A 26,680-nucleotide genomic window follows, 5' to 3' on the forward strand; every position below is an offset into this window, starting at 1 on the left:
ACCAAAGGGTTTCCGCTCGACATGCGGACGACGGAGCACATGCGCTAGATTCGAACCCAAGCGATGCGGCGCGCGATATAAATGATCGTTATTTTAACTTGATATATTCAATCAGTTAATAATATATTAAATACCTGTTTCGAGTACCACGCCATGAACTTCGTGAACCGACACTTCCCCGATCAAAACGATACGGCTCGTGTCAGCCTTGAGCCGTTGGTATCCCGGCACAAATGGCCCCTGCGTTATGACCGGATCGAACACGTTGCGCTCTGTGCCGATATCGTGACGATTTTGCTTGCGAGCGTCGTCGTCACGTTTATGGACCGGTTCCAGAACGGGCAGACCGGGGGGGAACAGGGCAACGCATTTGGCTTGGCACTGGTCAGCGCAGCGTGTGTGGCGTCAGCGCTGAAGGCTCAGGGCCTCTATCGCCCAATTGAGCTCTTCATGCTCAAGAACCAGGTTCGGGCCGTCTGCGCGACCTGGGCGTCATTGTCGCTCTTGATTTGGGCCGCGTACGGCTTTGCAATCCGCCCCGGCGCATCTCAGGAGACAGCCCCAGTCTTCGCCATCCTCGGCCTGGCGTTACTTGTGGCCGAGCGATGGGGGGTCAGGACGCTGCTGGTAAGAGGTCTGAGCGAACGAAAATTCGCTAGCACCAATATCGTTCTAATCAGCGACCAACCGCTTTCGAAAAACGCCGGCCTGCCAGAGGCCTTGGCTATGCACGGTTATTGCATCAAGGGACGCTTCAGCCTGCCGCCGATTGGCTTCGGGCCAGCCGGTCGAAAGCGGCTCGCCTCTCGCCTAATCGACTATATTCGCAACGCCCCGCTCGACCAAGTGGTCGTCGAGGCCAGTCCGGAGCGATGGCCCGAGCTTCGAGCACTTGTCGCCGATCTGCGGGTATTGCCGTTCCCGATCATGTTCGTGCCCGTCGGCACGACATCCGAATTGCTTCGACATCCTACGCGAAGTCTGGGAAGTGCTGTTTGCGTTGAATTGCAGCGCGGTCCCCTTACCTACCTTGAGTGCGCCACCAAGCGAACCATTGATGTTGTCGGCGCGGGGCTGGCGCTGGCGCTATCTGCACCACTGCTTGCGCTGGCTGCAGTCGCAATCAAGCTGGATTCTCCAGGCCCCGTATTCTTCCGACAACAACGCTGTGGCTTCAATGGTCGGACATTCTTGATCCGCAAATTTCGGACCATGCATGTGCTCGAGGACGGCAGCGTAATCGCTCAGGCCACCCCACTCGACCAACGCGTCACCCGCGTAGGCAAGTGGCTGCGTCGGACGAGCTTTGACGAACTGCCGCAACTGCTAAATGTTCTTGAGGGCAGCATGTCGCTGGTGGGCCCGCGTCCCCATGCCTTGGCGCACGACGGACAGTTTGACAAGCTTGTGCGAAACTACGCCTTTCGCCGCAGGGTCAGGCCGGGGCTGACCGGATGGGCCCAGGTCCACGGCTGCCGCGGCGCAACACCCACGGCGCCGATGATCGAAGCACGAGTACAGTACGATCTCTGGTACATCGACAATTGGAGTCTTGGGCTGGATCTCGCAATCCTGTTGCGAACTCCTATGGAAGTATTGCGCGGGCGCAACGCTTACTAGACCAGATCGCCACACACCAAGTTGCGCAGCCGCTGGCGCAACTTGTCCTCATGCCCGCTGCCGAAGCTTCGGAGCCGCTTCCCCGATACGGAAATCCTCGATCCGGCGACCGGATTTCATGGCAGCGACCAGCCAACGCGGTCGCTTGCCACGGCCTGACCAGGTTTCGGAAGTCTGCGGGTTACGATATTTCGGCAATACGCGCGGATATTTGCGCCTCTGCTTGCCGGTCGGAGAGACGCCCGCCCCGCCTGCTTCGGCTAGCATAGCCGCCCCGCCGCCGAGAACCGCCAGGCGCTTCTCCAGCTCCTGCTTTTCCGCCCTGATCCGATCCGACAAAATGCCGCTAATTTCCTCATGAAGCGACCATAGGTCATCAATGGACAGCGCTTCTAGTTCGAGCTTCTTGGTCGACATGCTAGCATCCTGTAGTTGCGCCCATTTAATATCGTCCCCGTCCCGATAATCAAGAGCACAGTGTCGGGTTGTACCCAAAAAATATGTGGAACCGAACGGCAAGTGCGGCCTCCACATAGCTGCGTCGCCGGTTCCAATCAAGACTGAAAAATGAATTATCAGCTGAATTTAATAGCAGCCGAACTGGGAACACGCGCCTTACGTGCACCGTCCCCCCACCTCAAGCGAAAATGGCTGATTAAACGGGGCGCCTGATCAATCTGCCACGCCGCATTCCTGGCGAATATGACCGGTGCGCCAGGCCGCGCTTCGCTGGCAATCCTCCTGAAGTTCGACCATCGGCCCGCTGCAAACGCGAGCTTATGACTGCGATGTCTCTCAAAGCGAGCTTTCGCAGGTGGATTTGTAGCTTCAAAGCCTGGATGTCGGTCCCTGCACCCGAAGGAGCTATAAACTCACTCACTGCCGCTTGAAGACGTACCAGCGGGCAGCCGACAACATCGAATGCTTCTTTTCGAGCTTGCAGCAAGGTTTTTCGTCCATCAATAGAGCGGTGAAAATAATCCTCGCAATATATATTAAATAATATATTATTTATTTATTCTCGCGTCAATTTGAATGACCAGCCTTGCCCTGCCATGTTGTTCACTCGAAAATCGGTATTCACGTGAGATGAAGGTAGGGAGGCGGCGGTCGAACGGTGACGAGAATGCTATGCGCAGGCAGGATCTCGAGGCCATGGATTTTGAAGAGCTTTGGCTCCTCCACGAGGAGCTAACAAAGATTCTTGCTGAAAAGATCACGGCCGAAAAGCGTGAGTTGGAGAAGCGCCTGGCGCAACTCAATCAACCGGATCAATTCGGAGGGGCGGAAGGCGGGGCAACCGACACGGGCCCAAGCCAACCGCCTCGCCGCAAATACCCAAAGGTCGTACCGAAGTACTTCAACCCCCTCAAGCCGACAGAGACCTGGTCTGGGCGTGGCAAACAGCCGCGCTGGCTGGTCGCCGCGCTACAATCGGGGCACACGCTGGACGAGTTCAGAATTCACGACAACGGGGAAGCCTCCAACCGGAATGCTGGTGGTCACGAGCATTCATAACCCTGCCACTACAAATGCCGGCATGCGCGATGTCGTTAGCCCACGGATGGAAGGCACCAGCTCACTCCGAACGCGGCCATTGAAGCGTCGGCCCAGCGAATCTGCCGCACTGGCGAAGCCGCTTGTGGTTCAGGTCTTCCCTGCGCGCACCGCGACGGCCGCCTTTAACAGAAACTGCAGGGTTCCCATCCTCGGCAAGGACCACAACCCACGCCGGTGCGTGGCGGGTTGAATGGTGTCATTTGCCACCTTCCGGTAATTTCCGAGATCCAGCACCATCATTGCGAGGAAGGGCACACGTGTGACCGGAAAGCGCGCTTGCATCAACTGTCGCACGAACTGCAGACGGGGAATCAGCCGAGAGCGAAACTCTTCCGGAATCTCGACGCCAAGCAACTCAGCAAGAGCGAGCAGCTGAGTTTCAACCGCGTTCTTCATCAATTCGCCCGAGACAAGAGAGGTAAGTTCCCTCCAATCGAGGCCCTCGGCAGAATTGTTTAGATCGCGCAGTTCAACAAGGTGCCGCAGGTCGAGATCGCCGAGCCAATAACCATAGTCTTGAAACTGATCATGGATGATCAACATGAGCGCGCGATAGATAGGCGTGGGAATATATACGCGTCCCCGCCCCAACGTCGCAGGGACGCAATGGCTCAGCGCATGCCCGAAGCTCTGATAGAGGTACGCGGGACCTGGAGCTGCCCGCTGTAGGTCGATGGCCCCGACATCCTGTGAGCGATTCAGCTCGACATGCCATCTCTGGCTTTCGGGAGGGGCCTGGTCATGAATATCGTAACCAATTGCACATAGAGCGGCGACCGCCGTTCTAGCCTCATCTGGCATGATCATGATATCGAGGTCGGACATTAACCTAACGCCTTTTCGCGCCTCGGGCGCGGTCGCCAGCGTCGATGCCCCCTTGAGCAGGATCGGCGTAATGCCGTGGCCGTTCATGGCAACGACGGCTTCTTCGAGTTGAACGAAGAGCCGATTGTTGCGCAGTACGTTTCGGCGGTGGATCTGTCGAATATATTCACCGACGTCCTCCGGCAGGATCGATGCAAATTTATCGACAAAATCGATGAGCGCCGGCGTCGTCAGAGTCTGATTTGCAAGCCCGATCACCGACGTCCACTCGACATCGGCAGGTGGCAGGCCTTGCAAGCAATTGCAGAGGCTCGTCAGCGCCGTGCTATGCCTTGCCATTGCATAGATCCACAAGCATGCGCCGAGCCTCCACGGCTTCGGAGAAGGTCAATTGAAGGGATCGCGCGCCGGTGACTATCCGCTTCAAAGCGAAGAAGCCGGCCCGCGACAGTGTTCCGTCAGCAGCAAATGCGTTATCGATGAGCCGCCTCATCGAATCCAACTGGTCTATCGCGGTCAATTCGGCCGGACCGCTCTCGACGCGGTTCAAGAAGATAAGCCACCTTGCGGAAAGGCTTTGGTTGTGCGCATCCGGAATGGGCACGTAGCGCACGGAAATGCCGTCGGAGCGGCGATGCGTCGTGTCGTACCGGTCACCATGCAATCGTGCGAGCAAGTCCCACGATCCCTCCTTCAAGGTGAGAGCAAACGGGATGCCGCAGATCGCTCCGTCAGCACCAACCAGCGCAACGTCATCTCCGGCATACCGGAGTCCGGCGTCCACCAGCTGCAGTGTGAGGGTAGACTTTCCAGCTCCCGGTTGGCCGCACAACAACAGGCCCATACCGTCTTTCACGAGGGAAGCGGCATGAAGGGAGAAGACCCAACGATTGCTGCGAATGAGCCGCTCGGTGATGTGCGCTTTGATCGTAGGAGCCAGCGCTTCGACTTCACATCTGAAGATGCTGCAATCCTCCCCGCGCAAGAACACTTGCTCGTCCAGCATCATTGCCTCGATCGCAATGTCCCCGTCGCTCCCGCCGCCCTGGTCCGAAATACAAAATGGCGACAGCAGCCGTCTCAGGAGGTCCCGATTTGCGGCCCGGACGCTTATTCTGTGCCGACCTAAAATCGCCGAGAAGGCGCAATCGGTCGACATTCGCCAATCGACTTGGAGCAGCGCTCGATCGATCCAGACATCTATGAGCTGTCGCGTGAATTGGCGTGCCGTGTCCTCGTCAATGTCTAGCGCCCCAAGCTCTTGATAAATCTCTTCCAGAGAGGCGCCTTGCATCAACTTACACCAAATCAATGCTCCTACTCGGTCGAGTTCAAAGATCTTCTGCCCTGCTTCACTGAACAGCATTGATCGGCCGTCCAGCAGCGCGAACGCCACGTCCGGAGCCGGTCTCAACACCATCTGTGCCGACGATCTTTCCAGCACGGCTTCAACCATTGTGAACAAATCTGCCTCGCCCTTTACAGACGAGGTGGCGACAGCGTCCGGGAAGCGCCATTGCCGCGCTTCACAACGGACTGCCGTCGCCTGCGAGATTCTCTAGCGCGGACTGCGGCGCTGTATTTCCCCTTCAGCCGAACACGCCACCCGACCGGGCGCGGTTTGAAAAGGAAAGCCGGCCGGTCATGCCGCGAGCTGACCGTTCTTGTCTCCTCCCGGCGGAGAAATGTTCAACACCTGCTCTGGAAGATGACTCGCCCTCGCGATCAAGCGATGAGCATCCAATAGGTACCGATATGCTTCGCGATCGGCACTGCGCTCTCTTAGAATGCGCTCCTTCTCGCCAATGCTCACCAATTCCGCGCGCATCTGAGCCAAGTGTGGCTCATTCAAGGTGTGGTTGCATTCGTTAAGACTTAATTCCCACATCGTCTCCTCCAGCCGAAACGAGACCTGGACGGGTCAGTTTACGTGATCGGCAGCAATTAACAACGAGATTTACAGGTCGACCATAAAATCAAAAATTATTTCATATTTAACGCCCAACCCTCCGCTACCAAGCCAAATCACGGCTGAAGTGCTGCGAGGGCCGGATATTCTTGGTGAGAGTATCTCGTGCCCTCAAGAACCGCAAAACAATCAGCGGAGAGTCACAAATCGGACCGAGGATCCAAATTTTAGTTTGTACATTAAATCAAAACGTAGGATATAATGAAGTTAATGAGGGAGTGAAGCCAGTGATCCGGTCCGCTGATTTGAACGTTGACAGGAAGATAAAGGGTTTCGTTGCGAGCGGAACATTCGGCACGAAGCCACAGGGATTTGTACATATTAATTGTGAGGGACCTCCCAGAAGCTCTTGGTTGAGGTCGAAGCAGCCAAAGTAGGCAGTATCCCGAGAATTCGCCAAGCAGGAGATCCGGTCGGTTGGAGAAGCGTCCTCATGAGCAATCTGCCCGTTGCTCAAACAACGACCCCAGGTGCGATGCCCCCCAAGTAACCCGCACCGACGAGAGCGCACTCCGGCCGACCGGCCCTTTTTATCAACCGATACCTTTAAGGGAGGCGCGCATGGGTATGATCATGATCAAGTGTCCGCAAACGGGTCGCGGGATCCCAACTGGCATCAAGTCCGATCGCGAGACTTTCCAGCGGAGTGTCGTCTTTTTCGGCAATACTCGTTGCCCAATCTGTGAGGCCAATCACAACTGGTTCGCCCGCGAGGCCTGGGTCGACGAGCCAACCGTTCGGACGACGGATTTCCTTCGTGCTGCTGCAAATGCCGAGGCCGTTTCTGAAGGTCGTTTCTGAGAGTGCGTTCAAATTCCCATCCTCCAGATTCAGGTATTTGTGTTGCAACGCATTAGAACACCCAAACTATTTTCCGGGTATCGTCGTAAAGCGAACGGACGGCTCTAGAATCCATTGCTTAGACCTTATCAGGATATCATCAGCTTTCCGTCACGGATTCGCCGAGGGCCTGTTGAGGGTGTTGTAGTGAGTAGTGGGTTTTGCAGCCTGGCTGTTCTGCGTGACACGAGGATCGAACTCGTTAGCCTGCTGGCTCAATTGAGGCGGCTCCGGGAGAGAGTACGAAGGGCGGAAGCACGGCGCTCCGGCGAAAGACGGCGGTCAGTGTCCTCGTCGGGCGCGCGAAGGCGCTGAGAAGCAAGGGTATGGTACGCGCGGGATTTCCCCAGTCGGTGCGTTTCTGATTACTATGCTGGCCGGATTGATAACCGGCGTGGATGCGCAAACCTATTTTCTGTTCTCCGCCAGCCTTCTGGCGCGCCCTGCCCCTCCTTGCGACGCCAAGTTTTGATAATTCCGCCATTCTCTATTCCGCCAGTTCGATCGCAACGGGTTGGTGATCCGAAACATCGGTCGCTTCGTTGACGTCGATGCTGCGAAGGCGGCTGATCAAATCTTCCCGTCACGAAAATGAAGTCGCCCCGACGACGGCCTTCATGGCGTGATGCGGGGGTCCCCCGGCTGCCCTCTGCCGAGGAAGGGGGGCGTGAAGCCATTTCGTCCCTCCACGAAATGACCCTGAAACAAAGCGGGACGACGCTGGTACCCTCAAAACGCGGGATGCCACTATGCTAGTTCTCGTAAACATGATTTGGCGCAGGCTTGCCTATACGCTGCTGATTGGGATGCGCTCCAAGCTCGCCCGGCCCTGAAGAGTGAGAGCGCGCCGGCGTGACGGCGGCCGCGCCAAAAGCCCCATGACGAAGATATTGAACAACTAGAATGAACTGGGATTTCAGTGCTGAGTTGAGAATGGATCGCTGCCGGGACGTATATTTTGAGCCCGGCAGCACTCTAGAGCCGTTTAGCTTGCCAGAGAGCGTGGCGTTGAGACACGTGGTTTGCAAGTGGCTGAAAGACAATCCTGCGCAAAGACATGGGCGCACCGTTGGCCAGACCTCGATCTTCTGAAGCTTTCCCCTGCAGAAGGTAATTATGTGGACCGCCTGCTCGTTGAAGGCGCTTCAACGTCGTCCCGTTCACTCTAATTGACTGAACCCTCTCTATGACCGACCAGCTGAATTACTGGAAGGCGCACCGTTTGGCCGACCACATGCTCGATCAGATCGACGCGCGTAGTGGTGAGCGCAAGCGCGCCGGTGGCCCCGAAGCTACGCATGCAACGTCGAGGATGAGCACGATGTGGCCGAGAATTGGATTGCGACGTTTCGGCGGACATTGGGCGTCCGGGGGACGCCCAAGTCACGAAACTAGCGCTTCAACGGCTGATTACCACTTAGGAACGATCCCCCCGAACTCCCGGTTGCTCGAATGCTGGTCCACGTTGGATCCGCGGGGCGGCCCCGGGCAATGTCTCTCCCTCCAGTGTGCCGTGCCGGGGCCGCACTCCCGCCATCGGCATCGCACTTGATCATCTTCTGAGTAGAAGCCCCAAGCTGCGCGCGGTGCAATCGCCCCCACTTGTCTTCCAAGCTTCTTGGCTATTTTTCGGCCGATCTAGCGCGGTCTTGACCATAGGCAGCGGATCGCAAGGGATCGGAAGATGGCATGCAAAAGAACGGCCTCAGCTTGGGCGGCTGAGGCCGTGGCGTGCTCCGGCTTCAGGGGCGGTGGACGCCAGAGCACGGAAGCAATCGTCAAATATGCCATTTGTTCCCGGCTCGCGACGGGGCCGAGGTGTTATCCTTGCCAATGCGGTCTGCCATTCGAGCTCTGCGTGGCTATCCAGCCAAATAAATCCCCTCGCCGCCCGATTAAATCAGCGAGAAGACCGCCGAAAGCGCGCCCGTTCGAGGGTTTTGACAAGACAGGTAATGAGCGCTGACTTCCAGATTAATCGCAATCAGCACCATTTTATGAGGACACGCGCGAACTCAAATTTTTTGCTAGCTTTTCCCGCATATTGGCTTCAGACTTGCGTTTATTGATTTTATTCAGGGAAGTTCCGATGGGAAAACCTTTTGTTTCCCGTGATGCCTTCCGTGGACTGCTCGCTTTCTATGCAGCAAAGGCTCATCACGACCATAAGCCTCGGAGTGAACATTGCCTCTTAGGGCTGTTCGGATCTGAAGAAGACGTACCCGATCCTCTACTGCTGCAGTGGCCGCGCAGAAGTGAGCTACTCGGCTCCGAGACTATCGGTCGGTTAATGGATCCGTTCCTTGGTCAACACACGCACGGGAACGCTCAATACGACCATGCCAGCGACTTTCTCCACACGCTGCTAAGAGACCTCGGGCAAAAAGTGCAGTGATCTAAATTCACTGCGTTATAGTCGCTGTAGTCGACCAAGCGTGCGAATTCTGATCGCTGTTCTTCGCGTGCCGTTGAATCATCGGATATTCGAACTAAGGGCAATTCAATTGCTTGCAGCGAAAATGTTCAGAACGATTTCTACTGGCTTTAGATGCTTTAGCCGCGGGATCACTTCAAGGGCAATTTCGGATCACGGCTTGAGCGGATCACTGAGCCCGAGCTGGAGCTTGCCCTGGATTTGAACATGCCCGTGACTGCTAACGAGCTGAGTGTCTCCGTTTACGACCCACTGCGGAAGGAGTTGCAGCGTCGCATGGGTGCGCAGACGATCCGGCTGACCTTCTCAGAGATCGAAGAAATTCTCCGTAGACCATTACCACCATCAGCCTACAAGTTCAGTGCATGGTGGGGAAACGAGAGTTCGCGCAAAGGTCACACGCAGTCTATGGCGTGGCTGCACGCAGGCTTTGCAACTAGGGTTTCGCTGAAACAACGAGCGGTCGAGTTTTATCGACTTTGAAGGCTTCCGCGTGCTTTCGTAATCCGGTAGTCGTGGCTTGCAGCGGCTCTATGCCTGTCAGAGCTTAGTAGGGCCGGCACGCGCGCTGCATTCCCGCGCAGACGACGATCGAGTGAGCTCGCACGCGGCTTCGGCCCACTGAAGTGCGCTTGATCGGACAGCGCGAGTTCGAATTGCTCGAGGTGAGTTCTTGGCGGTTAAGCCCTAACGATTCTGCATCAGGAGCAAACCGGACGACGGCTCGTCTCAGAGCGGACTGACGCTTTTAACCCGCAGCAGACTTGATCAATGGAAAGATTCAACGCGCACTCCCTCAGCGGGTTAATCGATTGAGTCGCAACGTCTGGCCGTGAGGATCGACAAGAGTGCAGCGGAATTGCCGTCCTTTTAGCCTCTTTTCAGCCCAAAAATTGTTCGTTGCTTGGGACGGGGCAGGATCTCAGCTCGGAGTCCTGCAATGTTTAAGCGAGTATTTTCTGCGTGTTTCTTCGTTGTCATCAGTACAATCTGTTCAGAAGCAAGACCTTACCGCATCAGCCAAGTGCCCGAATGCAATGTCATCATGCCATGTGACTTCTCGTTTACGCAGGCGCGCCGCGAACGAATTTTACGCTACTCACTGCAGGAGCATCGCCCACAACAACTCACATTAGCCACGTCCAACAGCGTAGCGGCCGGGAGTGCCCGTGCTGACAGCCGGATTGTCGGCGGCCGGCCGGCCGGCTGCCCGTCTTCATTCTGTGGTTGTGGCGCAGCCCTGCGCGTGTTTGGTCGTGTCGTGCCTGAATTAAATCTTGCGGCCAATTGGCTACGTTTCCCCCGCACGCCGCCCGCGCCCGGAATGGTCGCGGCGCGGCGCGGGCACGTCTTCGTTCTAGAACAGCATCTCGGAGGCGATATTTGGATGGCGTATGACGCCAACTCAGGCGGACACGCGACGAGGATGCACCCGCGATCATTGCGCGGCTACACGGTTGTCAATCCTCGCGCCGCGGGTTGAAAGCAGTCCGCACAACCGTTGGCCTAACGGTGCGTCGCCAATCCAAAGCAGCCGGCGGCCCTGAACGTGGGCCAGGCGTTTCAATGCCGGTACCCCCGAGCCCAGTTGGTGAACGATTGGGGTCCTGGGCCGCTGCCGCTGCGTAGGCCGGTAGAGCTCTGACAAGCTGCTTGCGAGCGCGCCGTTCCGGCAGATGGCGACTTCGCATTTAAACGATGCTTGCGCCGTGGTGTCACGGGCGCGTCTCGAATTTGCGGCCTTGCAGGGAAGCACGAGGCTCAGGTTTGAATATCGTGTCGGGCTTGGTCGACGCCAAGGACAAAAGGTTCAATTGGCGAGGAAACGTCGCCTCGCGGAACCCAATGCTTTCGTTATTGTCTCAATTGGCCAATGTGATAGCTTTCACAGACGGCTGCATTTTGAAGTCGTAAGCTGAGCTCGCGTTGAAAGCTTGTGGATCCCCGCTATGGGCGAAATTCGCAACTTCAAATCCGGAACTCAGGATGAGTCGCCGCCACTGGGCGTCGGGCCACGTCGCCTTGCAGCTATCATCGTCGGCGATATCGCATCCTACAGTCGCATGATGCAGGCCGATGAGGAAGGAACGCATGTCCGCGTGAAACGGATAGAGCGGGACCTCATCCAGCCCAGTATCGCGGAGCATCACGGAAGTCTCGTAAAAACAACGGGCGATGGCTTCATCGCCATTTTCGATAGCCCGGTTGAAGCTGTTCGTTGCAGCATCGTCATCCAGCAAAATCTCATCGGTCGCAACGCTTCGCTCCCGAAGCACTCCCGCATCGAGTACAGAATTGGCGTTAATCTCGGGGACGTCATTGTAGAACCAGACGACGTTTACGGAGACGGTGTTAACATCGCCACACGCATCGAGGGTCTAGCCGATCCCGGTCACGTCTACATCTCAGGTGCGATCTACGAGCAGATCAAGCACAAGGTCGTGTGCAGCTACGAGTCACTTGGAGATCGCAAAGTCAAGAACATCACGGATCCCGTGCGCGTTTATCGCGTGCTACCGGATGCCGAAGCGGTCGGCAGGACGCGCGGCCGCCGAGAGAACGCTCTGATTTTTCTCCTGAGTATCACGCTGCTGGTCATTGCCGGCGGCGTGCTGTGGTATCTGCTGGTCTTACCGCATGATAAAATGACCGAGCAGGTCGCCATGCCAACCATTCCTCCGGTTATTCCGCCGCAGCCTCCCTTGCGCGAACCGACGAAGATTGCGCAACCATCCCCCTCATCGTCTTCGTCACCTTCGTCATCTCCAGCGCCGAGTCAATCCGCGACGCCTGTTCGCGAACCCGAGATGGTCGCCGTTCGCGGCGGCAGTTTCGTAATGGGAAGCAATGATGATCCGACCGAAAGGCCTATTCACCAGGTCACGCTAAGGCCGTTCTCAATAGGCAAGTACCCAGTGACGGTTCAGGAGTGGAACACTTGCGCAGCCGCCCAGGCATGCGCCTTCTCCGGCAGCGGCCTTGACGATGCGCCGATGAGCAATGTGAGCTGGACCGACGCGCAGCAATATGTCGCCTGGCTCGCGCGGGTGACGAAGAAGCCTTATCGCCTCCCGAGCGAAGCTGAATGGGAATATGCCGCGCGCGGTGGAACGCAAACTAAATATTGGTGGGGCGACAAGCTCCAGCCGCGAATGGCTGGATGCAAGGATTGCGGTGATATGGCGGCTGAGCAGCCGGCGAAAGTGGGGATCTACAAACCTAATCCGTTCGGACTCTACGACATGGGTGGTGGCGTCGATCAGTGGGTTGAGGATTGCTGGCATAAGACGTATCAGGGTGCGCCCGGCGATGGATCGGCATGGAGCAGTCCTGACTGCACTTCGCACGTTCTGCGCTCGGGATCCTGGAAAAATGATTCAAGATATGTACGGCCTGCAAATCGAGATGGTTACGACACTAATGTTCGTTACCCGACTCACGGCTTCCGTATTGCGCTCGATCCTTAGTTGCTGGAGTAGGCCCAATGGGAATCGTTCGCTGCGTTGCGTTATCGGCGATACTCGCATTGCTTCCGGCTGTCGCACATTCACAGGGCAAGACGGCCCCCAAGGACGCAAAGCTCTACTTCATTACCCCGCATGATGGTCAGAAAATCCGAGCCGGGTTCTGGGTTCGGTTCGGGTTGCGCAACATGGGCGTGACGCATGCGGGCGACGATTACCAGAACGCGGGTCATCATCATTTGCTGGTTGATGTCAGCGACCCCATTGATGCAAAGGAGCCCATTCTTCAGGATAAATCGCATCTCCATTTTGGAGCAGGACAGACTGAGACCTTCCTTGAGCTTCCGCCCGGTACTCATACGCTCCAACTGGTGCTAGGGGATGCCAAGCACTATCCTTTCGATCCGCCAATCGTATCGGACAAAATCACCGTCCGCGTTAGACCCCCGGATTCAGCGCGGCGAGGCAAATAGAAGCAAGGCATTTGTATCGGGTCCCAGGCAGCGCCCGATCCTCGCCGCCACGCCCGAGAAGCCCCAGGCCCAGGCCTGCTCCAAGGTCGCCCGTCCGATGTCGACGTTGCGCGCCTTGAAGATCCGGTTGAGCGAGAGCGAGCGGTCCAGATTGAGCGCGGATCGTCGCCTTTTGGCCCGTTCCTGTCGATTGGCCTCCTTGAGGTCAGGTCGGCTTCTTGGGTACATCGGAAGTGGCGATCCGCTAGGTTCTGCAGCGCGATTGACCCGAAGCGGTTACCGACGCATCGATGCACATGATGCGCTCGCGCGTCGATCGCACTGGCCAACTCAAAGCTACCGCCCGGCTAACTACTGTTGTCAACGACACAATAAATGCCCGCAGTGAAGCGGCCTCTGACGGACTCGAATGGACCAAGACCTTTACGGTCCCATTCTCGCCGAGGCGGGATGTCCGGGCACCTTGAAGCGCTTGCCGGTATCCGTGACATTGCTGGCATCGACCTTCAGGATAGAGAAGTCCTGCGTGAGGTAGTTGCCGACAAGAAGATACTTGCCGTCGGGCGTGAAGACTGCCGCCTCGGGCAAGCCGCCGACCTCGATGTCTCCGGTCTTGCTCACTTTCTTGCCGTCGATCTTGAGCACCGAAATGCTGCCATTCTTTTCGTAGAAATACGCGTTCTTCATATTGGAACCGCGCAGAATCACAGCAACCGCGACGTCGCCCTTAGGGCTGATTGCAAGTCCCTCTGGGCCGTCGCCCACCACAACGCGATCGATGATGCGCGGCGGATTGACCTCCAAATCGATGACGCTCGTGGTATCCACACTTCCATCGGAGGCACCTGCGTTGCCATTGTCGGACGTCAGGGCGAGTTTCCCCCCGGGTACTGCCGCGACATTGTAGGGCCACTGGCCGGCCGGCAGGTCGATCTTGTTGTACGTCACTTTGTCGCCCGCGATGTCCATCATGGAGATTTTGTGAGCAGGAAATCGGGCGACCAAGGCTCGCTTGCCATCCGGGGTGAACGTCACGTGCGACGGACTGTCCGGCATTGCAACGGTGTCCGTGATCTTGACGTCTGTGCCGTTCACGGAGAGGACGCTGATTGAATTATCGCCGCGATTGGCGACCAGTGCCATCTTGCCATCTGGACTGAAGCTGAGCCCGGAAGGCTGCTTCCCGCCAGTAAGCGTAGCTGCCAGCTTCGGCGGACTGGCCTGCAGGTCGACGACGTAGATCTTGTTGTCGGGTACCTGTTTCAGCGCTTCGCCGTCCTTGACGACATCGACGGAGTCGGCGACCAGCGCCACTGTCCCGCTGGGATCGATCGCCACATTCACGGGCGGTCCGACCACCGAGTTCTTGAGCGGCAGAGCAGCGACGATCTTGGGAGTTTCAGGAGAAGCGAGATCGACGATCAGAATCTGGTCCTTGCCAGGTGCGGACAGAATGGGCTTGCCGCTTTCGTCCCACAGCAGTTTTTCATCGAGGCCGACGATCATGAGGGGCTTCGCGTGCCCAGTGCTAAAGCTCGTACCGAGCAGCATGGCGGCTGCAAACGACAATCCTATGGCGCGCAACATATTAGCGTCCTCCCGACAATACCCCCGCCTCTGAAGGGCAGGTCTCGGCAGCTTACGCCGTTAAGCATATCTTCGCTAGTGATGCCTCGGCTGCTCGTGGCCCGATGCCGCGAATAAAAGGCACGGCCTCCGGCCGGACGAGAATGTGTTCGATGTGTCATTTGCCGATGAGGCCCGCTCCCATCGCCGACAGGCGGACGGGTGCACTCATGCGATGTTATCCCTTCTCGTCAAGCAGCCTGGCCACACGACGCAAGCCGAGCAGATAACCCTGAGTGCCGAAGCCTGCGATAACTCCATCGGCTCGTTTCGAAACAAACGAGTGGTGGCGGAATTCCTCGCGCTTGTGCACGTTGGAAATATGCACCTCGATCACCGTCCCCTCGAACGTGTTCAAAGCATCCAGGATGGCGACCGACGTATGGGTGAAAGCCGCGGGATTCATTACGATACCGGCAGCCGTCTCGCGCGCCTCGTGGATCCAGTCGATCAGCTCGTATTCCCTGTTGGTTTGATGAAAGCGGATCTCCAGGCCAAGCTCCTTGACCAGCGCCCGACATTCCCGCTCGACGTCCGCAAGTGTCTCGTGACCGTAGATGTGAGGCTGACGCTTGCCAAGCAAATTTAGATTGGGCCCATTGAGGACATAAACAAGACGACTCATGGAAGTACTCCGTTCAGTGATGGGCGAGGATTTCGCCAAGGAACTGCCTGGTGCGGACGTGCTGTGGATTGCGGAAGAAGGCGTCGGGCGCGCCTTCTTCGATGATCTGGCCTTCAGCCATGAAGATCACACGATCGGCAACCTGGCAGGCAAAGCCCATCTCGTGGGTGACGCAAATCATGGTCATGCCGTCGTTGGCGAGGCCTATCATCGTATCAAGCACCTCCTTGACCATTTCGGGATCGAGAGCTGACGTCGGTTCATCAAATAGCATCACCTTGGGCTGCATGCAGAGCGCACGCGCAATCGCGACACGCTGTTGCTGACCGCCGGAAAGCTGAGCCGGATACTTCTCAGCCTGGTCACCGATGCGGACGCGCTCGAGGTATTTTCGCGCGGTCGCTTCCGCCTCGGTCTTGCTGATGCGGCGCGCGCGAATCGGCGCGAGTGTACAGTTCTGCAAGACCGTCATATGCGGAAAAAGGTTGAAGCTCTGAAAGACCATGCCGACGTCCTGGCGTACGACATCGATTGCCTTGATGCTGTCGTCCAGCCGATGACCGTTCACCACGATACTGCCCTGCTGGATCGCCTCCAGCCGGTTGATACAGCGGATCAGCGTCGACTTGCCTGAGCCAGACGGGCCGCAGAGCACGATCTTTTCGCCCCTGCGCACGGTGAGATCGACGTTGCGGAGAGCTTGGTACCCGCCGTACCACTTCTGCACACCCATCATCTCGATCAGGATATGATCCTGCATGGATTCGGCCTCCACTATCGGACGACGGCCGACGCGCATTGCGTCGGCCGCTCGCCCTCATTATTGAACTGTGAACGGAACGCCGGGCACCGAGTCGGGGAAGGTCGGCACGGGCGCCTTCATCCATTTGGCGTAGAAGCCGGCCAATTTGCCGTTAGACTTGATCTGGTCGATGAACTTGTTGGCCGTCTCGTTCCACTCCTTCTCTCCTAGGCGGGTGCAGGCCCCGTTGTACAGCGCGGTGAAGTGAAGCTTGGGCTCGAACCCAAGTTCCGGCTTTGCGGCGTTCAGACGCTGCGGGTAGAAGCTGTTTGCGCCGACGGCCTGCACCTGACCGGAGAGCAGCGCCTGGATCGTGGCCGCATCATCATCAAATCTGCGGATTTCGGTGCCTGCTGGAGCACTGTTGGTGACCTGCGTATCCTGCGTGGAGGACCTCGGAACGCCGATAACGTACTTGCCCATGTCGGCATTGCTGTTGATCGGGGTCGCCTGGGCAGCGACAAGCGTGATCTCATTGGCAACATACGGCTTGGAATACTGCACCGCCTTTGCGCGCTCGGGCAGCATGGCCATGGTTGCGAACAGAATGTCGACGCGGCCTGTGGTCAGCGCCGGAATACGATTGGCCACCGCCAGCGGGACGAACTCGGCCTTGACGCCGAGATATTCAGCGAAGGCGCGACCCATGTCGGCATCGATGCCATCTTGCCTTCCTGAGCTATCGACATAGCCCCAAGGCGGATTATCGCCCTGAATGCCGATGACGACGACGCCCTTCTTCTTCACGTCTTCCAGAGTGCCCGCCTGCGATTCGCCTGCGATGGCGATAGCTGCCAATGCCAATAGCGCGACCCCGAGCTGGCGACGATTGGGTGAAAACAACATGAATATCTCCTCCTGGTGATGGCTGTATATTTTGAGCAGGTGCGCCGTTCCTACCTTTGACTGGCCAGGGCGAGCCTGGCCTCCATCCGACTGCCCCACCATGAGAGTGGCCAGCAGAGGACGAAGTACATTGCGCCGACCACGCCGAAAACGAGCAACGGCTGGAAGGTCTGGTTCGAAACGATTTGACCGGCGCGGGCGAGTTCGATGAACCCGACGATGGCGGCGAGCGAGGTGCCCTTGATGAGCTGCACGAGATAGCCGATGGTCGCCGGCAGCGAGATTCGGATCGCCTGTGGCAGCACGATATCGCGCATGCGGGACGAATAGTGCAGTCCAAGCGCCATTGCCGCTTCGGTCTGGCCGCGCGGCACGGCCTGTATCGCGCCGCGCCAAATCTCACCAAGAAAGGCGGATGCATTCACGGTGAAACCGATCGCCACCGCGACGAAGGCGTCGAGCTTCAACCCCGTTAGCGCCAACCCGTAATACACGACGAAAAGCTGCAGCAGCAGCGGAGTGCCCTGGAATATCCCGATGTAGATGCGGGTGATCCATTCCACTCCCTTGTGGCCACAGGTGCGCAGCAATGCGATAGCGAGCCCCGCCGTGCAGCCACCTGCGAATGCGACCAGCGTAAGCAGCACGGTCCATTGCAGGCCACGCAGCAGGAAACCGAACTCCGGAAGGCCAAAATGCGGTACCATGATCTCGCCCTCAGCGTGTCGGATATGCGAAGAAGCGGTGAGAGATGACCGCGAAGCCAAGCATCAGCAGCCAGGAGATCGCGAGATAGAGGAAGGTGACGGAGAAATAGACCTCGAAGCTGCGGAAGGTGTCGCTTTCGATGCGCTGCGCGACCGATGTCAGTTCGTAGGCGGACACAGCCGAACAGATCGACGAGGTGAGCGTCAGCATGATGAATTGACCCGTAAGCGAGGGGTAGATCGCGCGAAGTGCGGGCTTGAGCACAATGAACCGGAATACCTGTCCTTTGTGCAGTCCGAGCGCGTAGCCGGCCTCCACCTGTCCTTTGTGAATAGACTGGACGCCGCCGCGGATGATCTCGATGGCATAGGCGCCGCCATTGACACCGAGTGCGATAATGGCAGTGGCTGTCGGATTGAGCTTCAATCCGACGAGCGGCAGGGCGAAGAACAGAAAAAAGATCTGCACCAGGAAAGGCGTGTTACGCACGATCTCGACGAAGCCGATCACGAGAGCGCGCAACCAAGCCGCTTTCGCATCGCGCGTCGCGACGCCGGCGACACCGATAATCATCGCGAGCGTCATGCCGGCGAGCGCCAGGCCCAACGTGCCCACGCAACCCCACAGCAGTGCGGGCATCGCATGCCAAACCACCGAGAAATCGAGCGTGTAGCCCATCTTTCGTTTCCTCTCGGGCGTTGTGCGTGCCGCTCGCCCATCGGCCGGGGTGTCATCCTCCCTGGGACGCGAAAGTCGCGAAGAAGACGTCGGGATCAGGTGAGATGCCCGTGAACAAGCGGAATGCCTCCGTGCCCTGGAAGATCGCCATGCCACTACCATCGACGGTGCGACAGCCGAGGGCGCGCGCCGCGCGCAGCAGGGCGGTTTCCAGCGGGAAGTAGACGATCTCGGCGACCCACAGATCGGCACGCAGCAGGGCCGTCGGCAGCGGCGTCCCTGGATACTTGTCCATGCCGATCGGCGTCGCGTTGACAATTCCGTCCGCGGCAGCCACCGCCGCTGCGACATCCTGGCCGACCTTTAGGCGTCCTTTTTCGAATCGAGAGGACAAACTGTCGGCCACGCTTTCCGCCTTCGCCGAGTCAACATCGATGATGGTCAGTTCCTGCACGCCGAGCTTCATCAGCGCGAAAGCCACCGCCGCGCCTGCGCCGCCCGCGCCGAACTGCACGGCGCGGCCGAGCGGGGCACCTTGCATGTTGCGGCGAAAATTCTCGGCGAAGCCGAACCAATCCGTGTTATGGCCCTTCGTTCGGCCATTCCTGATGACTACGGTGTTCACCGCACCAAGCGCCTCTGCATCCGACGAGAGCGCGTCCAAAAGCGGGAGAATCGCCTGCTTGCAGGGATGGGTCACGTTCAAGCCGTCAAAGCCCATCCGCTTTGCGGCCGTGAGCAATTCGGGCAAGGCTTCGACGCCGAGTTTCAACTCGGTCAGGTCGATCTTCTTGTAGAGATACCGGATTCCAGCGGCGTCAGCGGCCGCTTCGTGCATGGGCGGCGTGCGGGACGCCGCGATGCCGCTGCCAATCAGACCGACGAGAAAGCTGGAGTTCGGATGCATGTTCGGCATGGCCCGTCAGCTCAATGGAACGGTCAGTTCGGCGATGACCTGGGCCGTGCTCGGTCGAACGCCACGCCACCAGGAAAACGCTTCCGCCGCTTGCTCGACCAGCATGCCGACGCCGTCGGCGAGCTTGGCTACGCCCTCCGCGCGAGCCGCTTGCAGAAAAGGAGTCAATCCTTTGCCGTAGGCAAGTTCGTACGCCAGTTCCGCACCGCGGAAGACATTGCCTGGAAGCGGCGGCATTTCACCTCGCAGGCTGGCCGATGTCGCGTTGATCACGACGTCATAACCCTCGGCAAGATCGGCCAGTTCAGCATAACCACTGACAATCAGGGGACCACGGCCGGCAAACTCTTCGGCCAAGGCTACCGCTTTCGACAGCATTCGATTGACGAGAACCAGTTCGGATGGGTCCTGGCGCAGGAACGGAAGCAGCGCGCCACGCGCCGCTCCTCCGGCGCCGAGCATCAGGACGCGCCGGCCGGCCACTTTGACGCCGAGATTGAGAGTAATGTCACGCAGGAGACCGATCCCGTCGAAATTCTCGGCAATGACCCGATCGCCCTCGAACTTCAGGCAGTTTGCGGCGCCAGCGCGTCTGGCGCTCTCCGAAAGCTCGTTTGCGTAGGCGAAAGCATCAAGTTTGAACGGGGCGGTGATGTTCAACCCCTTGGCGCCCTCAGCGCGGAATTGATCGACCCGTGCAGCAAAGCCGCCAATCGGGCCCTCGATCGCTTCATAGGAGAGGTCCTGTCCGGTCACTTTGGCGAACGTCCCGTGGATGAAGGGGGATTTCGTGAACCCGATCGGATTGCCTATGACGGCATAGCGGTCAGTCATCGCTCACTCCCTCACGGCGGGTTCGTTGTAGAGCACGCCATCGCGCACCATCGCGTCGATGGTTTCGGCCGACAGTCCCAGTGAGACGGCAACGCGGCGATTATCCTGACCGAGCAGTGGAGCCGGAGCGCGTACCGTGGTGTCGCAATCGGAGAACCGGAACGGCAGGTCCGGCAGGGTTACCTTGCCGAGCACCGGATGCTCCTGCTCGACCAGCATGCCGCGCGCGTGGATCTGCGGATCCTTCACGACCTCTTCGATGGTCTGCACGGGAGCCGACGGCACACCAGCTTCTTCAAGTGCCGCAAGACAGGCATCCCGAGACGGCTGCGACAGCGTCCAGTTGCGCACAATCTCCATGGCTTCGGCATAATGGGCGTTGCGCGCAGCAGGCTTGGCGAAGCGTTCGTCGGATGCCAACGTGTCTCCCCCGATCAGGCTCGCCAATCGCCGCCATGCATCATCGACTTGGGCAGCGATGACGAGATTGCCGTCCCTGGCCGGAAAAACGCCGTAGACAGTCGAGTCCGGTTGTCCGCTGCCGGTCTGCTTCGGCAGGTCGCTACCCCCGGAGAGGAAGTAGCGCTGAACGGCATAGTCGTGCATCGAGACCATGCAGTCGTACAGCGCCAGATCGATATGCTGGCCGCGCCCGGACGACGCGCGGCCGACCAGCGCCGCATTGATGGCGGCCACACCGTGAATGCCGGTATACATGTCGGCCAGAGGCATCCGCAGCAGCGGCGGCGCTTCACCGGGGGAGCCCAGTTGCGCCAGGGCGCCAGACATCGCCTCTGCGATCAGGCCGAAGCCCGGACGGTCTGCATAGGGGCCGGTGTGGCCATAGGCGGAGACCGAGCAGTAAACCAGCCTTGGATTCCGCGCCGATAGCGCCTTGTAACCGAGCCCGAGGCGTTCGAGTGCGCCGGGGCGATAGTTCTCGATGAAGACATCGGCCGTGTCGACCAGCTTCATCATCATGTCGAGACCACGCGTGTCGCGAAGGTCGATGCACAATCCCTGCTTTCCCATGTTCTGCTGCAGGAAGTAGCCGGATTGTCCGTCCTTGAAATAGCCGTGGGCCCGGCCCGCATCGCCCGCCTTCGGACGCTCCACCTTGATGACGTCCGCGCCCATCGCGGCGAGGCAGCGGCCCATGAACGGGCCTGCCAGGAAATGGCTGTAGTCGATGACCCGAATGCCTTTAAGCGGTAGATCTTGCGCGGTCATGCCTGCTTTCCTGCGGCGTTGGCCTTCGGGCGCATCGGAATCATCAGTCGATGCTCACCAGCCTGCACCACTTCGCCGCGCTGATTGATGAGCTCCGAGGGCAGCACCACGATGCCCCACCCTTCCCGCTTCGTGGAGCGCATTGAACCAACGCGAAACTTCACATGCACGGTATCGCCGAGCTTGATCGGCAGCTTGAAATCCCACGTCCAGCCCAGCGACATTCCCGGAAGGAAGCGGTAGTCGGCTCGAGTCTTCAATCCGTCAGCCAGCGACAGACCAAACAGCCCGTGCGCGACGCGCGTGCCGAAAGGTGTGGTCTTGGCGTATTCCTCGTCGACGTGCACAGGCGTAAAATCACCTGTCAGTTCGGCATAGGCATTCACCATCGCTTCGGTGACCCTCACTGACGGGGTGACGCACTCGTCACCGATCTTGGCATCGTCCCAGTAGCGCTCATCGGTCATGTCGCGTCTTCCTCTAGGCACGGGGATTGATCGCCAGGGCCGCTTCCACGGCACCTGCACTGGCTTGCAAGATTTCGACGTTGAGCCCGCCCGGCAGCTCGAGCCAGTTCGGCCCGGCAGGCAACGCCTTGGCGCCCCACGCGGCGGCACGGGCGAGCACACCTTCATAATCGTCGACCATGATGCCGAGATGGGCGAGACGCCCCTCCGGCCCGACGAAATTCGGATCTTCAATGAGCTGCACGCTTCCGAGCACCCATACCTGACGTGGGCGCGCACCATCGGCGGGTTGCTCGTCGCGAATGGCAAGACCGAGCACCTCACGAAAGAAGTCGACGTGACGATCAACGTCCGGCACGCGGATCGCGACGTGTTCGACATAGGCACGAGGCAACGACATCGTCTCAGGCCTTTCCTGGATAATCGCTGCGGGCGTATTCGAGCCCTTTGACCAACGCGACGAGGGTAGAGTTGACGGGGGTCGGCACGTTGAGCTTGGCGCCCCAACGCACGACGGAGCCGTGAATGTAATCGACCTCGGTCAGATTGCCGGACTGCAAGCTCTGCAACATCGACGTCTTGAACTCGGGCGGCAGTCCAGCAGACGCCATCGTCCAGGCGAGGCGCGGATCGGCAATCGAGATCTTCACGCCGGCAGCCTGCGCGACCGCGATGCTCTCTGAGATGGCGGCCAGCGCGCAATCTTCCAGGATAGTTAGCGAATAGAGGCCTCCATAAGTCAGTCCGGTAACGGCGGTAATTCCTCCTCCGGCGACGTTGATGAACAACTTGTCCCACATCGTGCCCAAGATGTTGTCGCTGAGCAGCGTGAGAATGCCGGCACGATTGAAAGTCTCGGAAATTCGCTGCGCGCGCTCCGTCAAGCGTCCATCAAGTTCGCCGATGATAGTTTCCTTGCCGATGACCCCCGAGCGAACGTGACCGGGGCCGAGCAGCACGCCGCCAACGTAGGTCTTGCCTGCCATGACCCGGTCACGACCAACTTCCTCCGAAAGGATGTCCTCGTGACCAAGACCGTTTTGAAGCGACATCACAACCGTCTGCGGCCCGATGATCGGCGCTGCCGCCCGGATCGCATCCCGCGTGTGGTAGGATTTGACGAGGACGATGATGAGGTCCGCCACGATGCCGACGTGGGCCGCGGAGGCGCTGGCGGAGACCTTCACAACCGTCTCGGCGTCACCTTCGAGCATCCGGAGACCGCCAGCATTGATCGCGTCGACGTGAGCCTGGAACGGATCGATCAGCCAGACTTCGGCCCCACCGCGCGCTAAGGTGCCACCGATGGTCGAGCCGAGGGCTCCCGCTCCGATAAAGCAGATCCTCATCCGAACGCTTCTCCCTGGCCCATTTCGGCCGTCCGAAGCGTGGTAGCAGTCTGCCCAGTATTTGGATATGCTATGATTCTTATATCCATTATTGCAGATCGCAATGAAGCACCGGGATCTCGCCGAGACGAACCTGCTGGAGCCGCGCCTGCTTCGGCTCTTTGACGCACTGTTCTCCACGGGCAGTGTCACCAAAGCAGCCGAGAAGCTCGGTCAAAGTCAGCCGACCATTTCGATCTGGCTGGCGCGCCTGCGAAAGGAACTGGACGATCCGCTCTTCATCAGGTCAGCGGAGGGAATGCTGCCGACTCCGCGCGCCGAGGCTCTCATCGGCACGGCCAGACAGGCGTTGGAGATGCTACGTCGTCTGGCGGAGCTTCGCCCCGAGTTTGACCCGGCGACCGCAAAGCGCCGCTTCGTGATCTGCATGACGGATGCGAGCCACATCACGCTGCTTCCGGCCATCCTCGCCTACGTTCGTCGGGTTGCGCCGGGTATCCGCATTGAGGCGGCGCAGATCGGCGGCGATACCCCGCGAATGCTGCAGTCTGGCGAGGCCGATCTGGCGCTCGGCTACATCTCGGACCTCGACGCTGGGCACTTCCAGCAGGTGCTCTTTCCGCAGGATTGGGTCTGCTTGGCGAACGCAAACCATGCCCGAATCCGCGACCGCATCACCGCAAAGGATTTCAGGCGTGAGGCCCACGTCCTCATTCGCTCCGGCACCGGACATCAGTTGCTCGGGGACGCGCTACGGGAGCAGCGGATGGTCCTTGACGTTGCGCTTGAGCTACCGGGCTTTTTGGGCTTACCCGCAATCGTCGGGACGACGGACCTGATCGCCACACTTCCAAGGCACATCGGCGAAACGTTGGCTCACTATTACGGACTGCGCGTGCTCGACTGCCCACTCGCGATCGCCGGCTTTACGGTGAAGCAATATTGGCACGCCCGTTTCCATCACGACCCGGCAAGCCAATGGTTGCGCCAACTCTGCGGAGAGCTCTTTCAACAGCAGGAGGTCCGGGGTCTACATCGTTCCGGTCGGCCAAAGAGACGAAGGCCACGCGATTTTCCGTCGTAGTCGAACGTTTATTGAAGACGGAAGTTAAACGCTCGGTTTGATGTCCGACGGCGGCGAGCAGAGCAAGTTGCCCGCTTTGCACGCCCTCGCCTTGATGCATGGCCGCGCTCATGAACGCGATTCTAAGTCCATGTGACGGCCGGCAGCGACTTGACTCAGGCTGCAGGGTAGCTGCTAATCGCCAGTCTCGAGGTAAGCTCGTTTTCGGCAGCATGGAGATCCAATCCTGCTGCCGCTAGGGACCCGCGATAGCTCCGTGAAGCCCAATTTTGCAGTTCTTGCTCTGCTCGCCACGCGCCCGCGAGGACGTGCGAGCTTTGAGGAAATAGAGCGGGACATACGCATTGAAGGCGAGTCACTGCCGGACGAAGAAGCTCTCGATGATATCGATCTTCTCAGAGCGGGACTTGTGACTCCTGATGGTGATGGTTTGCAGATCACCGACACCGGGCGATCGGCATTGAACGCGCTGAGGGAGTTGAGACAGGAATCATCTCGTACCATCGACGCGAAAAGCTGGAGGGATGATCAGGGCTTTCTTGTTTTTCGCGCGACCTCTGTCGATGAGCCTTCTTCCCTGCATGGATTCGGATCTGCTGCTGAATCGGCGTCGGAGATCCGCTCAGGGAAAGGCAGCGCATTCCCGGACATCGCTGCCACATTCCGGCGTTTCGGTACATTGTGGCGCAAGCACCTGGAACACGAGCTTCCGGACAGGAAAATGCAGCATCGAGGCCGGAATGCGATCGGCGCCGTCATCGCGCTCCTGAGCCTCATGCTGCTTGCCATGTGCGCCGGAGCCGCTGCCGTCGTGATGCAGTTCAGGTCAACGAAATCGGAGATCGCTTACTTGCAACGTGAAGTGCTATCGCTGAAGGAACGATTGGCGCGCATCGATCAGGCCGAGAAGGCCAGGCAGCTCGAGAAAGCGAACACCGGGTGGGCCAAGTCCGGAGACAACAAGTCCGGAGACAATCTGGCACAAGAAGCAGCCCTGAATCTCTCGGCCGACGAGATTCGGATCATACGAGACTACATCAAGCCAGCTCAGTCAGCGGATCCGGCAAGTACGCCCATGAACGTGGGTGATCCCATCATTGGCCCAACCATCCCCCTTCCTTCTCCTCTCACTGAGAAGGTGCCCAAATTGATCGGGGCCAGATTTGCAATCCGCAACGGCGCGATCATCATCGTCAAACGAGACAGCCGTCGGGCTGACGCTGTGCTAGGGCCGAACTAGGCTTGACCACGGGCACGCTTCAGGCCTCTCGATGCCCTAAACCGTCAGCTATGGCTCTCCGATCTCGGGACCGATCCGTGATCGATTCTTCCTACGGCTGATTGTTGGGCGGCCTTTCAATGAAACGCCGGCTGCCATTGAGAAGCTCGAGGTTATTGGCGATAACCGGGTTGCCTGGATCGAGCGAATAGGCCTTCTCAAACTTTCGCCGCGCCGCACTCAGATTGCCGCGCAGCATGTACGAATATCCCTGGTCATTCAGGACTTGCACGGTTTCGCCGCCCAGCCGGATCGCCTGGGCATAGGCCTGGTCAGCCAGGTCGAACCGTCGTATCCGATCATAACTCGCAGCCAGCCCGACCCAAGCGGTCACGTCCTTGGGCGATTTCTCCACGCCGTCCTTGAAGTAGCGTTGTGCAATCCCGTAATTGCCGCGGTTGAAATGCTCCAGGCCCAGCCGTACCGGCTCGTCCGAGGGATAATATTTGACGTCGGTCGGCTCCTGCACGGGGTCCCCGCCAGGCGGCTCGACCGGAGCCACGACGGCGGCATCCCTCAGTGTCTGATCACACCCCGCAAGGACTATCCCCAGCCAGCAACAAATCAGCATGAAGATGATGCGCCGCATAACCCCTTCGTCCCCCGCACGGCTCAGCATTCACTGCACCGTTTGCAAACAACAAAACTGCCCACGAAAAGTCATTACCTGCCGCCTCCGCCTACTGGCAACGACACTCCAGCAGGCGATCCAGGCGGCAATCCAGTTACGTTAACATTCTGGCCCCGCGGGCCCATCGCCTCGGTCGCATTTCCGATATCGGGAAGCTGATCTACCGGCCGTTGCGTGTTGCCATAGCGTGTCACGGCTGCCCCCACGCGCCGAGCGTCGTACGCGATCCTGCGATCACCGACGTTACGCGGCCAGGGATGGATGGTGTGGGTAGCGGCGTTGACCTCTTTGGCATTGCCGGCACTCATCGTGATGGTGTCGGAACGCTGGAAGTAGCGGTCCACCTCGTCATGACCGGCGAGCCCGTAACATCCCCCGAGCAGGAGCGGTGCGAACAGAGCCAGATACCTCATGGTCATC

26 protein-coding genes and 1 pseudogene are annotated in these 26,680 nt (G+C 58.8%); 9 read left to right on the forward strand and 18 right to left on the reverse strand.

The annotated features are described in order from the left end of the window. The first annotated feature begins 153 nt into the window (after positions 1–153). The gene (locus XH84_RS09970; RefSeq protein WP_128918293.1) at positions 154–1,620 is read left to right on the forward strand and encodes an exopolysaccharide biosynthesis polyprenyl glycosylphosphotransferase; all 1,467 of its coding nucleotides are present in this window, start codon (positions 154–156) and stop codon (positions 1,618–1,620) included. 48 nt (positions 1,621–1,668) lie between these two features. On the opposite strand, the gene XH84_RS09975 is transcribed toward XH84_RS09970, so the two are convergent. Continuing rightward, entirely contained in the window at positions 1,669–2,037 is a 369-nt protein-coding gene (locus tag XH84_RS09975; RefSeq protein WP_128918710.1) for an H-NS histone family protein, read from the reverse strand. A 714-nt stretch (positions 2,038–2,751) separates the two neighbouring features. On the opposite strand from XH84_RS09975, the gene XH84_RS09980 reads away from it, so the two are divergent. Continuing rightward, positions 2,752–3,138: an H-NS histone family protein gene (locus XH84_RS09980; RefSeq protein ID WP_128918711.1), complete on the forward strand. Its 387-nt coding sequence runs from the start codon at positions 2,752–2,754 to the stop codon at positions 3,136–3,138. A gap of 129 nt (positions 3,139–3,267) precedes the next feature. Here the strand turns inward: XH84_RS09980 and XH84_RS09985 are convergent, their stop codons facing one another. Both XH84_RS09985 and XH84_RS09990 read right to left on the reverse strand, forming a co-directional pair. Beyond that, positions 3,268–4,344 (reverse strand): nucleotidyltransferase family protein, encoded by a 1,077-nt coding sequence (locus XH84_RS09985; RefSeq protein ID WP_128918712.1) that lies wholly within the window; start codon positions 4,342–4,344, stop codon positions 3,268–3,270. Continuing rightward, complete coding sequence (locus XH84_RS09990) at positions 4,331–5,461, reverse strand: PqqD family peptide modification chaperone (protein WP_128918713.1); 1,131 nt, start codon at positions 5,459–5,461, stop codon at positions 4,331–4,333. Before XH84_RS09990 ends, XH84_RS09985 begins: the two co-directional genes overlap by 14 nt. Positions 5,462–6,535: 1,074 nt before the next feature. Between XH84_RS09990 and XH84_RS10000 the strand changes: the two genes are divergently transcribed. From XH84_RS10000 to XH84_RS10020, 5 genes are all read left to right on the forward strand, one after another. Further along, complete coding sequence (locus tag XH84_RS10000; RefSeq protein ID WP_128918715.1) at positions 6,536–6,775, forward strand: hypothetical protein; 240 nt, start codon at positions 6,536–6,538, stop codon at positions 6,773–6,775. A gap of 2,680 nt (positions 6,776–9,455) precedes the next feature. Beyond that, a complete protein-coding gene (locus tag XH84_RS41815; protein WP_430641883.1) occupies positions 9,456–9,731 on the forward strand; it encodes a DUF7662 domain-containing protein in 276 nt (91 codons plus the stop codon). Between the two features lie 457 nt (positions 9,732–10,188). Then, complete coding sequence (locus XH84_RS39610; protein WP_164936164.1) at positions 10,189–10,731, forward strand: hypothetical protein; 543 nt, start codon at positions 10,189–10,191, stop codon at positions 10,729–10,731. A 466-nt stretch (positions 10,732–11,197) separates the two neighbouring features. Beyond that, positions 11,198–12,715, forward strand: coding sequence for an SUMF1/EgtB/PvdO family nonheme iron enzyme (locus XH84_RS10015; RefSeq protein WP_128918716.1), 1,518 nt, complete (start codon positions 11,198–11,200; stop codon positions 12,713–12,715). 17 nt (positions 12,716–12,732) lie between these two features. Next, positions 12,733–13,185: a DUF4399 domain-containing protein gene (locus tag XH84_RS10020; protein WP_128918717.1), complete on the forward strand. Its 453-nt coding sequence runs from the start codon at positions 12,733–12,735 to the stop codon at positions 13,183–13,185. A gap of 20 nt (positions 13,186–13,205) precedes the next feature. Here XH84_RS10020 and XH84_RS40645 read toward each other — a convergent pair. The 13 genes and pseudogenes from XH84_RS40645 to XH84_RS10085 all read right to left on the reverse strand — a co-directional run. Then, positions 13,206–13,338, reverse strand: a pseudogene (locus tag XH84_RS40645) (NADH-quinone oxidoreductase subunit D-related protein); the annotation flags it as partial. Between the two features lie 270 nt (positions 13,339–13,608). After that, complete coding sequence (locus tag XH84_RS10030) at positions 13,609–14,772, reverse strand: lactonase family protein (RefSeq protein ID WP_245471663.1); 1,164 nt, start codon at positions 14,770–14,772, stop codon at positions 13,609–13,611. Positions 14,773–14,989: 217 nt separating this feature from the next. Then, positions 14,990–15,436 carry a type II 3-dehydroquinate dehydratase gene (aroQ, locus tag XH84_RS10035; RefSeq protein ID WP_128918718.1) on the reverse strand — a complete coding sequence of 149 codons (447 nt, stop codon included), beginning with the start codon at positions 15,434–15,436 and terminating at the stop codon, positions 14,990–14,992. Between the two features lie 13 nt (positions 15,437–15,449). After that, positions 15,450–16,196: an amino acid ABC transporter ATP-binding protein gene (locus XH84_RS10040; RefSeq protein WP_128918808.1), complete on the reverse strand. Its 747-nt coding sequence runs from the start codon at positions 16,194–16,196 to the stop codon at positions 15,450–15,452. Positions 16,197–16,256: 60 nt separating this feature from the next. Continuing rightward, on the reverse strand, positions 16,257–17,084 hold the full coding sequence (locus XH84_RS10045; protein ID WP_128918719.1) for a transporter substrate-binding domain-containing protein: 828 nt from the start codon (positions 17,082–17,084) through the stop codon (positions 16,257–16,259). A gap of 50 nt (positions 17,085–17,134) precedes the next feature. After that, positions 17,135–17,791, reverse strand: coding sequence for an amino acid ABC transporter permease (locus XH84_RS10050; RefSeq protein WP_128918720.1), 657 nt, complete (start codon positions 17,789–17,791; stop codon positions 17,135–17,137). A gap of 10 nt (positions 17,792–17,801) precedes the next feature. Next, a complete protein-coding gene (locus tag XH84_RS10055) occupies positions 17,802–18,470 on the reverse strand; it encodes an amino acid ABC transporter permease (RefSeq protein ID WP_128918721.1) in 669 nt (222 codons plus the stop codon). Positions 18,471–18,522: 52 nt separating this feature from the next. Further along, entirely contained in the window at positions 18,523–19,377 is an 855-nt protein-coding gene (locus tag XH84_RS10060) for a shikimate dehydrogenase (RefSeq protein WP_128918809.1), read from the reverse strand. 15 nt (positions 19,378–19,392) lie between these two features. Next, positions 19,393–20,220: a shikimate dehydrogenase gene (gene aroE / locus XH84_RS10065; RefSeq protein WP_128918722.1), complete on the reverse strand. Its 828-nt coding sequence runs from the start codon at positions 20,218–20,220 to the stop codon at positions 19,393–19,395. Positions 20,221–20,223: 3 nt separating this feature from the next. After that, positions 20,224–21,450: a CaiB/BaiF CoA transferase family protein gene (locus XH84_RS10070; RefSeq protein WP_128918723.1), complete on the reverse strand. Its 1,227-nt coding sequence runs from the start codon at positions 21,448–21,450 to the stop codon at positions 20,224–20,226. Continuing rightward, complete coding sequence (locus XH84_RS10075; protein ID WP_128918724.1) at positions 21,447–21,917, reverse strand: MaoC family dehydratase; 471 nt, start codon at positions 21,915–21,917, stop codon at positions 21,447–21,449. Before XH84_RS10075 ends, XH84_RS10070 begins: the two co-directional genes overlap by 4 nt. A 13-nt stretch (positions 21,918–21,930) precedes the next feature. Next, positions 21,931–22,317 (reverse strand): VOC family protein, encoded by a 387-nt coding sequence (locus tag XH84_RS10080; RefSeq protein ID WP_027571023.1) that lies wholly within the window; start codon positions 22,315–22,317, stop codon positions 21,931–21,933. A 4-nt stretch (positions 22,318–22,321) separates the two neighbouring features. Further along, positions 22,322–23,266: a ketopantoate reductase family protein gene (locus tag XH84_RS10085; RefSeq protein ID WP_128918725.1), complete on the reverse strand. Its 945-nt coding sequence runs from the start codon at positions 23,264–23,266 to the stop codon at positions 22,322–22,324. A 103-nt stretch (positions 23,267–23,369) separates the two neighbouring features. Between XH84_RS10085 and XH84_RS10090 the strand changes: the two genes are divergently transcribed. Then, complete coding sequence (locus XH84_RS10090; RefSeq protein ID WP_128918726.1) at positions 23,370–24,350, forward strand: LysR family transcriptional regulator; 981 nt, start codon at positions 23,370–23,372, stop codon at positions 24,348–24,350. Between the two features lie 256 nt (positions 24,351–24,606). Next, positions 24,607–25,590: a hypothetical protein gene (locus XH84_RS10095; RefSeq protein WP_128918727.1), complete on the forward strand. Its 984-nt coding sequence runs from the start codon at positions 24,607–24,609 to the stop codon at positions 25,588–25,590. Positions 25,591–25,681: 91 nt separating this feature from the next. Here the strand turns inward: XH84_RS10095 and XH84_RS10100 are convergent, their stop codons facing one another. After that, entirely contained in the window at positions 25,682–26,218 is a 537-nt protein-coding gene (locus XH84_RS10100; RefSeq protein ID WP_206734121.1) for a tetratricopeptide repeat protein, read from the reverse strand. Between the two features lie 74 nt (positions 26,219–26,292). Further along, the gene (locus tag XH84_RS10105) at positions 26,293–26,673 is read right to left on the reverse strand and encodes a hypothetical protein (protein ID WP_245471664.1); all 381 of its coding nucleotides are present in this window, start codon (positions 26,671–26,673) and stop codon (positions 26,293–26,295) included. Positions 26,674–26,680: the final 7 nt, after the last annotated feature.

The organism is Bradyrhizobium nanningense (assembly GCF_004114535.1).
Taxonomy (GTDB): domain Bacteria; phylum Pseudomonadota; class Alphaproteobacteria; order Rhizobiales; family Xanthobacteraceae; genus Bradyrhizobium; species Bradyrhizobium nanningense.

Excerpts from the sequence above, each read along its gene's own strand:
- XH84_RS09970 (WP_128918293.1), top strand. The coding sequence starts at position 154 with ATGAACTTCGTGAACCGACACTTCCCCGATCAAAACGATACGGCTCGT.
- XH84_RS09975 (WP_128918710.1), bottom strand. The coding sequence starts at position 2,037 with ATGTCGACCAAGAAGCTCGAACTAGAAGCGCTGTCCATTGATGACCTA.
- XH84_RS09980 (WP_128918711.1), top strand. The coding sequence starts at position 2,752 with ATGCGCAGGCAGGATCTCGAGGCCATGGATTTTGAAGAGCTTTGGCTC.
- XH84_RS09985 (WP_128918712.1), bottom strand. The coding sequence starts at position 4,344 with ATGGCAAGGCATAGCACGGCGCTGACGAGCCTCTGCAATTGCTTGCAA.
- XH84_RS09990 (WP_128918713.1), bottom strand. The coding sequence starts at position 5,461 with ATGGTTGAAGCCGTGCTGGAAAGATCGTCGGCACAGATGGTGTTGAGA.
- XH84_RS10000 (WP_128918715.1), top strand. The coding sequence starts at position 6,536 with ATGGGTATGATCATGATCAAGTGTCCGCAAACGGGTCGCGGGATCCCA.
- XH84_RS41815 (WP_430641883.1), top strand. The coding sequence starts at position 9,456 with ATGCCCGTGACTGCTAACGAGCTGAGTGTCTCCGTTTACGACCCACTG.
- XH84_RS39610 (WP_164936164.1), top strand. The coding sequence starts at position 10,189 with ATGTTTAAGCGAGTATTTTCTGCGTGTTTCTTCGTTGTCATCAGTACA.
- XH84_RS10015 (WP_128918716.1), top strand. The coding sequence starts at position 11,198 with ATGGGCGAAATTCGCAACTTCAAATCCGGAACTCAGGATGAGTCGCCG.
- XH84_RS10020 (WP_128918717.1), top strand. The coding sequence starts at position 12,733 with ATGGGAATCGTTCGCTGCGTTGCGTTATCGGCGATACTCGCATTGCTT.
- XH84_RS10030 (WP_245471663.1), bottom strand. The coding sequence starts at position 14,772 with ATGTTGCGCGCCATAGGATTGTCGTTTGCAGCCGCCATGCTGCTCGGT.
- aroQ (WP_128918718.1), bottom strand. The coding sequence starts at position 15,436 with ATGAGTCGTCTTGTTTATGTCCTCAATGGGCCCAATCTAAATTTGCTT.
- XH84_RS10040 (WP_128918808.1), bottom strand. The coding sequence starts at position 16,196 with ATGCAGGATCATATCCTGATCGAGATGATGGGTGTGCAGAAGTGGTAC.
- XH84_RS10045 (WP_128918719.1), bottom strand. The coding sequence starts at position 17,084 with ATGTTGTTTTCACCCAATCGTCGCCAGCTCGGGGTCGCGCTATTGGCA.
- XH84_RS10050 (WP_128918720.1), bottom strand. The coding sequence starts at position 17,791 with ATGGTACCGCATTTTGGCCTTCCGGAGTTCGGTTTCCTGCTGCGTGGC.
- XH84_RS10055 (WP_128918721.1), bottom strand. The coding sequence starts at position 18,470 with ATGGGCTACACGCTCGATTTCTCGGTGGTTTGGCATGCGATGCCCGCA.
- XH84_RS10060 (WP_128918809.1), bottom strand. The coding sequence starts at position 19,377 with ATGCATCCGAACTCCAGCTTTCTCGTCGGTCTGATTGGCAGCGGCATC.
- aroE (WP_128918722.1), bottom strand. The coding sequence starts at position 20,220 with ATGACTGACCGCTATGCCGTCATAGGCAATCCGATCGGGTTCACGAAA.
- XH84_RS10070 (WP_128918723.1), bottom strand. The coding sequence starts at position 21,450 with ATGACCGCGCAAGATCTACCGCTTAAAGGCATTCGGGTCATCGACTAC.
- XH84_RS10075 (WP_128918724.1), bottom strand. The coding sequence starts at position 21,917 with ATGACCGATGAGCGCTACTGGGACGATGCCAAGATCGGTGACGAGTGC.
- XH84_RS10080 (WP_027571023.1), bottom strand. The coding sequence starts at position 22,317 with ATGTCGTTGCCTCGTGCCTATGTCGAACACGTCGCGATCCGCGTGCCG.
- XH84_RS10085 (WP_128918725.1), bottom strand. The coding sequence starts at position 23,266 with ATGAGGATCTGCTTTATCGGAGCGGGAGCCCTCGGCTCGACCATCGGT.
- XH84_RS10090 (WP_128918726.1), top strand. The coding sequence starts at position 23,370 with ATGAAGCACCGGGATCTCGCCGAGACGAACCTGCTGGAGCCGCGCCTG.
- XH84_RS10100 (WP_206734121.1), bottom strand. The coding sequence starts at position 26,218 with ATGCGGCGCATCATCTTCATGCTGATTTGTTGCTGGCTGGGGATAGTC.
- XH84_RS10105 (WP_245471664.1), bottom strand. The coding sequence starts at position 26,673 with ATGAGGTATCTGGCTCTGTTCGCACCGCTCCTGCTCGGGGGATGTTAC.